10 protein-coding genes and 1 pseudogene are annotated in these 11,618 nt (G+C 43.8%); 5 read left to right on the forward strand and 6 right to left on the reverse strand.

Features of this window, described 5'->3' with window-relative positions:
• Positions 1–134: 134 nt before the first annotated feature.
• Positions 135–683 carry a diguanylate cyclase gene (locus H6F41_RS17575; protein ID WP_242023103.1) on the forward strand — a complete coding sequence of 183 codons (549 nt, stop codon included), beginning with the start codon at positions 135–137 and terminating at the stop codon, positions 681–683.
• A 48-nt stretch (positions 684–731) separates the two neighbouring features.
• Here H6F41_RS17575 and trpD read toward each other — a convergent pair whose 3' ends face one another.
• Complete coding sequence (gene trpD, locus H6F41_RS17580) at positions 732–1,778, reverse strand: anthranilate phosphoribosyltransferase (RefSeq protein ID WP_190404763.1); 1,047 nt, start codon at positions 1,776–1,778, stop codon at positions 732–734.
• Between the two features lie 88 nt (positions 1,779–1,866).
• A complete protein-coding gene (locus tag H6F41_RS17585; RefSeq protein WP_190404764.1) occupies positions 1,867–4,011 on the reverse strand; it encodes a sugar transferase in 2,145 nt (714 codons plus the stop codon).
• Between the two features lie 132 nt (positions 4,012–4,143).
• Between H6F41_RS17585 and H6F41_RS17590 the strand changes: the two genes are divergently transcribed.
• Positions 4,144–4,428, forward strand: a complete 285-nt coding sequence (locus H6F41_RS17590) for a DUF427 domain-containing protein (protein WP_190404765.1) — start codon at positions 4,144–4,146, stop codon at positions 4,426–4,428.
• A gap of 45 nt (positions 4,429–4,473) precedes the next feature.
• Here H6F41_RS17590 and H6F41_RS17595 read toward each other — a convergent pair whose 3' ends face one another.
• The 3 genes from H6F41_RS17595 to H6F41_RS17605 all read right to left on the reverse strand — a co-directional run bounded on the left by H6F41_RS17595 (position 4,474) and on the right by H6F41_RS17605 (position 7,074).
• A complete protein-coding gene (locus H6F41_RS17595) occupies positions 4,474–6,168 on the reverse strand; it encodes a GspE/PulE family protein (protein WP_190404766.1) in 1,695 nt (564 codons plus the stop codon).
• A gap of 131 nt (positions 6,169–6,299) precedes the next feature.
• Positions 6,300–6,488 (reverse strand): PCP reductase family protein, encoded by a 189-nt coding sequence (locus H6F41_RS17600; RefSeq protein ID WP_190404767.1) that lies wholly within the window; start codon positions 6,486–6,488, stop codon positions 6,300–6,302.
• Between the two features lie 13 nt (positions 6,489–6,501).
• On the reverse strand, positions 6,502–7,074 hold the full coding sequence (locus H6F41_RS17605; RefSeq protein WP_190404768.1) for a hypothetical protein: 573 nt from the start codon (positions 7,072–7,074) through the stop codon (positions 6,502–6,504).
• 176 nt (positions 7,075–7,250) lie between these two features.
• Between H6F41_RS17605 and psb34 the strand changes: the two genes are divergently transcribed.
• Positions 7,251–7,529 (forward strand): photosystem II assembly protein Psb34, encoded by a 279-nt coding sequence (gene psb34 / locus H6F41_RS17610; protein ID WP_190404769.1) that lies wholly within the window; start codon positions 7,251–7,253, stop codon positions 7,527–7,529.
• A 209-nt stretch (positions 7,530–7,738) separates the two neighbouring features.
• On the forward strand, positions 7,739–10,483 hold the full coding sequence (locus H6F41_RS17615; RefSeq protein ID WP_190404770.1) for a bifunctional acetate--CoA ligase family protein/GNAT family N-acetyltransferase: 2,745 nt from the start codon (positions 7,739–7,741) through the stop codon (positions 10,481–10,483).
• 43 nt (positions 10,484–10,526) lie between these two features.
• Here the strand turns inward: H6F41_RS17615 and H6F41_RS17620 are convergent, their stop codons facing one another.
• Positions 10,527–11,303: a carbonic anhydrase gene (locus H6F41_RS17620; RefSeq protein WP_190404771.1), complete on the reverse strand. Its 777-nt coding sequence runs from the start codon at positions 11,301–11,303 to the stop codon at positions 10,527–10,529.
• Positions 11,304–11,507: 204 nt separating this feature from the next.
• Here H6F41_RS17620 and H6F41_RS19520 point away from each other — a divergent pair.
• Positions 11,508–11,618 (forward strand): annotated as a pseudogene (locus tag H6F41_RS19520) (IS4 family transposase); the annotation flags it as partial.

Here is an 11,618-nt window from a genome sequence, read left to right on the forward strand (position 1 = left end):
AAGTGGCTCAATTAGTCTCACAGTAATTAGTTCGGATATGGTGATTCTTAGAATCTTCCCATTAGTTCGGATATGTGTAAATAATTCTGCATGGCTACTTAGATATTAGCGATCGCAAAAATGCTGAAGCTAATTTGCGGAAGAACAATCAAGAATTAAAAAGACTAATTAATCTTGATGCACTTACGCAAATTGCCAACAGACGTTGTTTTAACGAGCGGATCACTATCGAATGGCAGAGATTGCACCGCGAACAGCAACCATTATCGTTACTAATGTTTGATGTTGACTACTTCAAACGCTACAACGATCTGTATGGACATCAAATAGGGGATGAATGCCTGATTAAAATTGCTCAAGCTGTCGATAATTTACTGCATCGTTCTGCCGACCTCGTCGCTCGTTATGGAGGCGAAGAGTTTATTGTAATCTTGCCCAATACCAATCTTAAAGGTGCAATTACAGTTGCAGAACATGTGCATCAGGCAATCCGCGATCTCCAAATTCCACACCAAGATTCTAGTGTTAGCAATATTGTCAGTGTCAGTGTGGGCATCACTTCTGAGATTCCTAGCCTTGCTCGCTCGCCCTATGACTTAATTCATCAAGCTGACCAAGCGCTCTATGATGCCAAACAACAAGGGCGAAATTGTTCAGTATTATTTACGCCATCAGTTCAATAGCATCTTGTGCCATCTGCGTAGTAGATAGCACAAGATCAAGCTAAAAAACTATTTCAAGAATTTAACTAGAGCTTCTGCCTTATCCCAAGCCGCACCATTCTTTAAAATTTCTGAAGCAAGTCTCACGCCTTCCTGCCAACTACTTGCTGCCCCACCAATTCGCAGAGCTAAGCCGCTATTTAGGGCAACACAGTCAGTTTGGGCTGGGGTTCCTTTGCCCTGTAAAACTGCCTGCAAAATGTCAGCATTTTCCTGAACATTGCCACCCTTAAGGCTATCAATTGAGGCATGAATTAATCCTAGCTCTTGCGGTGCAATCGCTTCTTCAGTAACCTGCCCATGACTCAAAAATGAGATATCTGTCAAGTCACCTAAACCCGCTTCATCCATACCTTCACGGCTATGCAATACCACTGCTTGTTGCAGATCTAACAGACGCAAAGCCTCGGCAACAGTATGGGTGAGTGGCTTATTGTACACTCCCAAAACTTGAGCAGTCGGACGGAGAGGATTAACAAGGGGACCGATTAAATTAAAAACTGTGCGAACTCCTAAGCTGCGGCGAATTGCCCCCACGGCTTTCATGGCAGGATGCCAGTTCGGGGCAAATAGAAAGGTAATCCCCACGGCAGGGAGTGCTTCATAGATTTTTTTCGTCGATGAGCCTAAATGTACCCCAATCGCTTCTAATACATCTGCCGAGCCAGAGCGACTAGAAACAGCACGATTGCCGTGTTTTGCGACAGGAATACCTGCGGCTGCAACGACAAAGGCAACGGAAGTAGAAATATTGAAGGTGGATGCGCCATCGCCACCGGTGCCACAGGTATCAATTAGGGGCTTGTTGCGATCGACAATATGCGCGAGGAACTGATTAAACTTCTGTCCTTCGCTTTGGGATTGTAATACTTTTGCCATTGCGGCTAATTCTGGAGCTTCAATTCCCTTACATTGCAAAGCGATCAAAATTGCTCCCGATAGTTCTGGTGCGATCGCACCTTCTAGCCAACCTTGCATTAGCGATGTTGCTTGCTCAGGGGCTAGCGGTTGTCTATCAATAAGCTGCTTTAGCAGTTGTGACCAGTTTTGCTCCATGATTCCCTTGTGATGCTTTAGATAACACTTTATACTGCTTAAAAGAATACAATGCTTTGCTATGACTTTTCAATTGCATTGACACAGCCTAAACTGCGCGATTCCTTTTATCAAATAGACATAAAATTGTCTGGGCAATCAACTGCAAATCGTACCAAATACTCCATCTTTTACGGTATTGAATGTCATAATTAACCACCTCTGCAAAGCTTCGGACATTAGAGCGACCATTGACTTGCCACACACCCGTAATCCCTGGTTTTACATCTAGTCGATTCCATTCGGTATAGCGTTCATCATCATATTCCACTTCTAGCTCATAGGAATTAATCTCTTGAAAGGTGGGAGGACGAGTACCAACTAGGCTCATATCGCCAACCAGAACATTCCAAAATTGAGGAAATTCATCGAGACTAGTCTTTCTTAAAAACTTGCCAATCCTAGTTACACGGGGATCATCGGCATTTTTAAAGAATTTATCGCCAGATAGATCATTGCCATTTGAGCTTTTGGTTTGCGAACTTGCTTGTACTTGATTTTCCACCTTATGTCTGAGTTGTTCTGCATTTTGCACCATTGAGCGGAATTTCCAGATTCGGAAAGGCTTGCTTAACAGTCCACAACGAACTTGGACAAAGAAAATTCCGCCTTTACTCTCACACACAATTGCGATCGCAATTGGTACAAATATCAAGGCTGTCAAACCCAAACCGATGAGAGAGCCAACAATATCTAATATTCTCTTGAGGAAACTACGAACAGAAGGATGGACTGGGACACTGGGATCGATATCAATAAAGGGGAAAAAGAATTTTAAGACGAGATAAAATATTTTGAGTACAGGAATATTTTTGAGTAGTTTTTGTGTCCGAAATAGAAACAATCCAAATGTAGTAATATTCCTGACTTTAGTCATTTGAATCGAATTCGAGAAACGAAACGTGTTAGTAGATTTCTCAAGTACAAAGGCTGATTTGATTGTAGATCTTTCAATTAAATTACTAATTGGTTCACTCACACTCCAAAACACTAGTTCCGTTTTCCTTTCACTTGCCAATTCTAAACATTGATTTAAAGCCCCTAACCCTGAAGTATCAATATTAGTAGTGTGACTCATGTCAATCACAATTCTTGTGTAAAACTCTTCGGCATGACATATCGTTTGAAAATCATTTAAAAATTCTCTAACCGTCGAGAATACTAGTTGCTCAGGACTAAATATAAATGCAACTTGCTCAAAGCTAACTATTGAAGCTTGCTTATAGTCCCTATTTTTGCTATGAGTTAGGAGCTTATCCTCTATATTTTCAGTGACAGGAATATAGATGGATTTTGGATAACGATTAGCAACAATTTCACTCCTCACCACAATGAGATCAAGCACTTGTAATTTCATCAAGATAGAAGTTGCCAAGCTAACATCATGAAACCGAGTTTTTGATTCGATGCAGATCACCTTACTACCACATAACCATCGAGCTAATAGCAGATAGGGAACAGAAAAGAAGGAACTGGTCGTAATTACGACATCTGGCTTTTGGCGAAGTACAACGCTAAAAGCAGATAGAAAGTTGCGGATAAAATTAATAAAGTTATTCTTAAAAGTGGGATACCCCCAATATCGCAAGCTATCTTCAATTTCTCTTTCGGTAGTCGTTGTACGGAGGGATACCCAAACTCGATTGGGATAGTTTTGCCAGAATGGTTTCAAGCTTTGCATATAGCGAAAATAGCCCCCCGCCGCACAAACCAGCATTAATTTTTGCGGTTGATATTGGGCTTGCAAGTATTCACATAACTGTGTTTCCCCTATCTTTGGCTTTACATTAAAGGACTGTTGCAGTTTGATGAATTTGACTAAGTCTCCGGGAGATCTTGCGATCGCAATACCGCAACGCTCAAAATCCTCAGCCACTTCCATTTGATGATTATCACTGTTTTCGCGAAACCGATGCAGCCTTGGCACAAGTACATAGGGAACATCTTTATCTTCTAGTAATTGAGCAACACTCTCATCACAATGACTAATGATGAGACTTGCCTGATCAACGAATTTTAAAAAATCCTGTTCGGGCAGGTTACGATAGGCTCTTGCCCCATCAGGTAAATAGGTCGATGCGCCATACTGGACTAAGACTTCTTCGTTGATAAGTTGATACTTAATTAATACCTCAACCCAATGCATCAGAGCATTGAATTGATATTGTTCCGTACCAACTGTAATTAAAAGCATTTTTCAAATCTTACTAGGTCAAAATCAAGCAAATTGTCTATCTCTAGATGACAATAATAACCCTAAAGTTAACTAGCTGGGGTTATCAGACGATAGAATATACAAAATAATCATGTAATCACTCAAAAAAGTATGACTAAAGCTATTTGGAATGGTGTTGTGTTAGCAGAAAGTGATCGCTGTGAAGTTGTAGAAGGAAATCAATATTTCCCTGCGGATTCACTCAATCTAGAATACTTCAAACCTAGCAACACCCATACAACTTGCGGCTGGAAAGGTGTTGCCAGCTATTACAGCATTGAAGTTAATGGGGAGACAAATAAAGATGCAGCTTGGTATTATCCAGAGCCAAAGGATGCTGCTAAACAAATTAAGGGATATGTTGCTTTTTGGCGAGGAGTAAAGGTACAAGCCTAGAATTTTGTGCCGACTGCGTGGTGGTCGGCACAAAATTCTAGTTGGTTAGGTGCTGACGGCTTTGATATGCGTATGTCTTGCCGTCTTTGATGGCACTCGATGTAAGGAACTGCGAGGCAACACCCTCAAAACTTCATCAATTGTAGTGATCCCCGCGTTTAGCTTTTCAATTGCTGAACTACGAAAAGACATAAAATCAATCTCATTAAGGTAGCAATTCATTTGAGCAATCGTTCCTTCGTAAATCATTTGTCGAAAAGTATCGTCAATATCAATCAATTCCACAACGGCTTCCCTCCCAATATAGCCAGTCGAAAAACATTTTTCGCAGCCCTTACCCTTGCGCCAATGGGTGAGATCAAGATCTTCAGAATTGAGGCGAATTGCCTGTAATTCAAGATTAGTCGGCTGATAAGCAACCGCACAATGGGGACAGTTTTTGCGAACGAGACGCTGGGCGACCACCCCTAACAAAGCATCGCTAATTAATCCTGGATCGGGGCCCAAATCCTTAAGTCGCGGAATGGCGCTAGCGGCATCGTTGGTATGCATGGTGGACAGCACTAAATGTCCTGTGAGCGCAGCCCTTACAACCGTTTCGGCGGTTTCAGGATCACGCACTTCACCAACCATAACAATATCGGGATCTTGTCGTAAAATAGCCCGTAGTCCTGCGGCAAAGGTCATGCCCGCGGGTTCACATACTTGGGTTTGGGTAATATTGGGCAAGATATATTCAACGGGGTCTTCTACGGTGATGACGTTGACATGTTCTTGAGCAATGGCTTGCAAGCTGGTGTAAAGGGTACTGGTTTTACCTGAGCCTGTGGGGCCAGTCATGATGATCAGACCTTGGGGCTGGCGCAACCAACTTTCATAAATTTTTAGGGTGCGATCGCAAAATCCTAGATATTCCAAATGGTTAGAAAAAGGATTGTCACGGGGCAGCAGCCGAATGACTGCTTTTTCGCCACAGACACAGGGCAATGTACTCACCCGCATATCGAGATTGTTATACAGACTGTCATCACTGGTATATTCTTTGCCGATTCTGCCATCTTGAGGTCGGCGACTATCGGCAATATCCATGTCCGACATCACCTTCAGAGCTACGATGATTTTACGACTAATTTCGAGGGGCAAGGTTTTGATATCGCGCAAAATTCCATCAATGCGATAGCGCACCCGCAATCCTGTTGGGGTTGGCTCTAGATGGATGTCACTGGCTCGATGTTGCAATGCGATTGAAATTAATGCATTGATCCGTCGAGTTTGATCAACAGCCTGAGCCAAATAGAGATCGGTAACTTCGCTAATATCAGCCTGTTCAGTTTCGCCTGTGAGCGGATTGATCGCCTGTGCTGAATGAATCGCGTTGGGGTTAGGAATATTTTGGCGGCGAAACCATTTGCGATAACTTTCACTAGCGATCGCAATTACCTTCACCTCAGTTAAAGTCCGATCGCAAATTAGCTTGATCTGCTGATTACTGACATTTTGGGGACTGCCAATGTAAAAGCAGTTGCGCCACAGCAATAGGGGGATCACAGGAGGCAACACGGTGCGGTCTTCAAATTCTCGAAAAAAACGATTCGTTAATTCCTGATCTAGAGAGTCGAGATGTACCTTGCCATCACCATCAACCAAAAATTGGAGAGCTTGTTCACAGGAACTAATGTTGCCATGACGTAACCGCTTCCATACTGATTCCCCTAATGACTGCCCTGATATTTCACTCATATTTGCGTTGTAAGCCCTATGTCAGAACTTACCCATATCCTACAGCAAATGTAGCAAAGCAAGTTTTGCCATAAAGAGCAATTGCTGATCAGCAATTGCTCTGGGTGTGACATCAGCGCAGAGCGCGATAATTAGTTCATTTGGTCAAACTTTTTATTGAATATTTTTTTCGCTTGGTCATAAACCTCAACCGTGATTGGCGAGAAACTATTTTCCTGAGCATATTTTTCAATTTTTTTCCGCGCAAACGGTCTTACAAAAAAGGGAATATCCTTCAGTTTTGCCTCAGCTTCGGCAGTCCATGTAATCTTGTCACTCATTGCTCTTGCGCTTTTATTGGTGTTTTGGGGATTGATTATACCATTGGCATAGTTGTGATGGAGGAGTCATCGACAAATGCTCAGATCGATAAAAGCCCTTGGTGTCTAGCTTCGCATCACTAAACAAGATCCATTCAGTCCGCCCACCCCGTTCATCGGTAATGGTTCGCGTTATCTTTCCATCACTAATTGCCAAATGTCCTTCCTCATCCCATGTAAATTCATGCTTGGGAATATTCATCCATTGGCGACCACCCCAAGATATAGCGAGAGCCTCTCCCTTGACCAGACTGCCATTCACCTGACCGCGTACACAAATAAAATTATCGGTGCGAGGATAGCCATAGTATCCACTCACACGCTCACCTGTTTTCACAAAATTAAAGCAAACCCCAGTATCCCCACCATGCCAATCTAGGGGTTGGGGTTGGCTACAAAGTTGATAATTTCCATCGGCTAAGTTGGCTAAAGATGCAGAAATAACAGATTGGGAATTACTGTCAGCATAAGCATTTACACTTAAGCTGATGATGAATGCTCCTAAAACAGTGCCACAAAACCTGAAAAGACGATTCTTGCATAACACAATTGCATCACCTCCCCATAATTAGAAAATTCAGGAAGTTTAGGAAGTTGCTGACACCTCTATTTTACGACTTTTGAGACCCTTATCACTTTGCTTGCGAGGTGAGTTCTCACAAGATTCCCATGGTATAATTACTATTATTGATAAACAGACATATTCATGGAGGAACTACCGATATGAATACCATCAACCTCGAAAACATGCCCGCCAGCAATAGTTATGGTGTAGAGAGTAAGTTACCTCCTATAGAAGCTCCACCAACAAAAGAATACTCTGCTAGTGGTTACACAGTGGATGAACGCGGCATCCTCAACAATTTTGCCGTTATGCCACAAATGTATGTCGAAGAGCCAATTACTCCCACTACTGAAGAAAAACTCCAACTGCGATCGCAATTAGTATTTGCCATTTTGATCACTGCCGCCGCGATCCTAATCGCACTTTTGGTCAGCTAATCAGTGATTAAAACCTGCATTATAAAAGTAGGGACAATTCATGAATTGTCCCTACTTTTGTATAAAGCTTACAAGTGTTACAAACTAATACTTTTACCCAAGATTAGTAATTTGCATGATCGCAAATTGGTATAAATAGAATCAGGGAAATCGGCACTATTAATTGCTAATAATTGCTAAATTCCTTTCGTTAAACTAAGGAGGGTAGTATGGACAAAAACTTAACAAATCCAATGTGTGCGAATGATCCCGCCCATGACATTTGGAAAGAACAGCGTCATCCCCTTGATTGTATTTTTCATCCCCGTTCTGTTGCCGTAATTGGAGCAAGTGAGCGAGAGGGTAGTGTTGGACGCACCCTATTATGGAACCTAATTCGCAGTCCCTTTGGGGGAACAGTTTTCCCTGTTAATCCACAGCGCCATAGTATCTTGGGGATTAAATCCTATCCTAATATTGCTAGCGTTCCTGAAATCGTCGATCTTGTGATTATTGCCACTCCTGCGGCGACAGTTCCACAGGTGATTCGTGAATGTGTTGCCGTGGGCGTAAAAGGAGCGATTATTGTGTCAGCAGGTTTTAAAGAAATTGGGGAAGCGGGAGCAGCTCTAGAGCAGGAAGTTTTAGCCGAAGCAAGGCGGGGTGGGATGCGAATTATTGGTCCCAACTGTTTGGGAGTAATGAACCCACTGGTAGGACTAAATGCGACTTTTGCGGGTTCAGTGGCAAGGGCGGGGAATGTGGCATTTATCAGTCAAAGTGGCGCACTTTGTACCTCCATTTTAGATTGGAGTCTTGGTGAAAATGTGGGATTTAGTGCCTTTGTTTCCATTGGTTCTATGTTAGATGTTGGTTGGGGTGATTTAATTGAATACCTTGGCGATGATCCCCATACCCACAGCATTGTGTTGTACATGGAATCAATTGGTGATGCCCACGCATTTTTGTCGGCGGCTCGCGAAGTTGCGATCGACAAACCAATTATTGTTCTCAAAGTTGGTTTTACCGAAGCTGCAGCTAAGGCGGCGGCTTCCCATACAGGCGCTCTCACAGGTAGCGATGCGGTTCTTAATGCTGCCTTCCGTCGTTGTGGTGTGTTGCGAGTCCATACCATCTCCGACCTATTTGATATGGCAGAAATCCTTGCAAAACAACCGCGCCCCAAGGGTAATCGTCTGTCTATTGTCACCAATGCAGGTGGGCCGGGGGCAATTGCCACCGATGCCCTAATCAGTGGCGGTGGTGAGTTATCGGAACTTGCACCCGAAACATTACAGCAACTCGATCAGTTTCTGCCGCCGCAATGGAGTCATCATAATCCCATTGATATTTTGGGAGATGCCAGTAGCGATCGCTATGCCCAAACCTTAGAAGCGATTGCTAATGATCCCAATAGTGACGGTCTGCTAGTAATTTTGACACCGCAAGCGATGACTAATCCCACGCAGACGGCAGAGAAGCTCAAAGCCTATAGCCAACTGGGTAAACCATTACTATCGAGTTGGATGGGTGGCGCAGAGGTTGCCGTCGGCACACAGGTTCTTAATCAGGCGAACATTCCCACCTTCCCCTATCCCGATACGGCGGTCAGATTGTTTAATTACATGTGGCAATATAGCTACAATTTGCGCGGTATTTACGAAACTCCATCGCTACCCCTAGACTCTGATCTCCATGCACCTGACCGTAATCTGGCTGCCAAGATTTTGGCACAAGCAACTAGTTGCGATCGCAGTTTGTTAACGGAATACGAATCGAAGCAATTACTGACTGCCTATGGTATCCCCACCGTTCCCACCGAAATCGCCACCAGTGATCTAGAAGCCGTCGAAATTGCTGATCGCTTTGGTTATCCTGTGGTGCTAAAGCTGCACTCAAAAATAATTACCCATAAAACCGATGTTGGGGGCGTGCGCCTCAATCTCTGCGATGCGGGCGCAGTCAGCCGAGCCTTTGCTGCAATAGCCACCAAAGTGCGATCGATCGATGCCAAAGCTTTCTTGGGTGTTACCGTACAGCCCATGGTGAAAATGGAGGGCTACGAACTAATTCTCGGTAGCAGCCTTGATCCACAGTTTGGCGAAGTGATGCTCTTTGGTATGGGTGGTCAACTGGTAGAAATTTTTAAAGATCGCTCACTCGCTTTACCGCCACTAAATACGACCCTAGCGCGGCGGATGATGGAACAGACCCATATCTATAAAGCCTTACAAGGGGTTCGTGGTCGCGCCGCCATTGACATGGATAAACTGGAGCAACTATTGGTTAACTTTAGTCAATTGATTGTCGAGCAACCCCAAATTCGGGAAATTGATATTAATCCTTTGACGGTTTCACCAGAAGGGATGATCGCCCTTGATGCGCGGGTATTACTGCACACCAGCGCAGATATTACCAAACGACCAGTTCCCGCGATTCGTCCCTATCCCACCAAGTACATGCAGTCATGGTCATCTCGTACAGGCGATCAGATCATGATTCGTCCGATTCGTCCTGAAGATGAGCCACTGATGGTGAAATTTCATAAAAATCTGTCAGAAGAGAGCGTTTATCTGCGCTATGCCCATACTGTCAAGCTCAAGCAGCGTATTTCTCACGAAAGGCTAACTCGCATCTGCTTTATTGACTACGATCGCGCCATGATTTTAGCTGCCGACTACAAAAATCCGCAAACTTCAGAGCATGAAATTTTGGCCGTGGCGAGACTCAGCAAATTGCATGGAACTAATGAAGCCGAATTTGCGCTCATCGTTGGCGATCAATATCAGCACCAAGGTTTAGGTACGGAGTTAATGAGAAGACTACTCGCAGTTGGGAAAGAGGAAAAAATGGATGCCATCATTGGTTACATTCTGACCAGTAATCAAACCATGCAAAGCATTTGTCGGAAGCTTGGTTTCCAAATTCATCCCGATTCGGAAGCAGGCATGTTAAAAGCAATATTTGAATTATAAATCAGCGAGTTGCGGCGCTTCGCGCCGCAACTCGCTGATGAAATTAATTGGCTGAGCCACGATAAATTCGTTCGGCTTGGAAGTAGGGCAACCATGCAGGTAAATCACCTAAATTACGCCGAGCGGTCTGGTCAGTTTCCGTTTCAGGAATAGGTGGCGCACTAGTAGTTACATAGTTCTCATGGGGTGCATCAGAAAGAATAGTTTGCGGTACATCAAACTCATCGGTGACAGGATTGTAGGAAAGCACTTCGCCTGTCTCAATGTCATAGATCCAGCCGTAGATCGCCATCTTATTTTGATGGAGCTTAGAGCGAACCACAGGATAGGTTTTGAGGTTCTCAATTTGAGTGACGACATTTTCTGCCATCGTCATCGCCAATAGCTCATCACCTTTTAAATCACCATAGTTTTCATGGATGAGGCGACGGGTGGACTCAGCATGTTGCAACCATTCGTACACGAGCGGCATCTCAGTGCGCAGTTTTTCCAGCTTGAGTAAGCCCTTCATTGCGCCACAGTTGGAATGACCGCAAATAATTACCTGTTCAATACCGAGGGCATGGATGGCATATTCGATCGCAGCGCCTTCTCCGCCATTTGCAGAACCAAAGGGTGGCACTAAATTTCCTGCATTGCGAATAATAAACAAGTCACCCACCCCAGATTGGGTAATCAGGTGTGGCACAATCCGCGAATCAGAACAGGTGATAAACAATACTCTCGGCTTTTGTCCATCGGCGAGTTGTTCAAAAACCTCTTGATTGGCAGGGAAATAGGAGGATTGAAATTTGTGTAAACCCTTTAGTAGCTTTCTCATATATCGGTAATGACCTAGGATGCTTCAGATGCAGCAAGCTGTAACCAAGTGAAAATCTTGTTTATTGCTATGTTTTGTCTATCCTTCAGTTTATAGCGATTTGGCTACTTTCATACTTGTGGAGCTAAGTACAGGACAAAAAGTTGCAAAAGTAGAGAGAAAGGGGTTTTATAAAAGATAACCACATCTAACCATAAAACCCCTATCAAAGAGATTAACCTATTCCGAGAAATGTTGCAGCAGCATCTGCAATGGAATGCAGCAAGACTAGCATTTGTGTCGGCATTTCTGATCGCGCTAATACGAGTAAGGACA

The sequence above is a fragment of the Pseudanabaena mucicola FACHB-723 genome, from assembly GCF_014696385.1.
Lineage (GTDB): Bacteria > Cyanobacteriota > Cyanobacteriia > Pseudanabaenales > Pseudanabaenaceae > Pseudanabaena.

What these genes read in the sequence shown, in the direction of transcription:
- H6F41_RS17615 (WP_190404770.1), top strand. Translation starts at nt 7,739, where the DNA reads ATGGACAAAAACTTAACAAATCCAATGTGTGCGAATGATCCCGCCCAT.
- H6F41_RS17595 (WP_190404766.1), bottom strand. Translation starts at nt 6,168, where the DNA reads ATGAGTGAAATATCAGGGCAGTCATTAGGGGAATCAGTATGGAAGCGG.
- H6F41_RS17585 (WP_190404764.1), bottom strand. Translation starts at nt 4,011, where the DNA reads ATGCTTTTAATTACAGTTGGTACGGAACAATATCAATTCAATGCTCTG.
- H6F41_RS17620 (WP_190404771.1), bottom strand. Translation starts at nt 11,303, where the DNA reads ATGAGAAAGCTACTAAAGGGTTTACACAAATTTCAATCCTCCTATTTC.
- trpD (WP_190404763.1), bottom strand. Translation starts at nt 1,778, where the DNA reads ATGGAGCAAAACTGGTCACAACTGCTAAAGCAGCTTATTGATAGACAA.
- H6F41_RS17590 (WP_190404765.1), top strand. Translation starts at nt 4,144, where the DNA reads ATGACTAAAGCTATTTGGAATGGTGTTGTGTTAGCAGAAAGTGATCGC.
- H6F41_RS17600 (WP_190404767.1), bottom strand. Translation starts at nt 6,488, where the DNA reads ATGAGTGACAAGATTACATGGACTGCCGAAGCTGAGGCAAAACTGAAG.
- psb34 (WP_190404769.1), top strand. Translation starts at nt 7,251, where the DNA reads ATGAATACCATCAACCTCGAAAACATGCCCGCCAGCAATAGTTATGGT.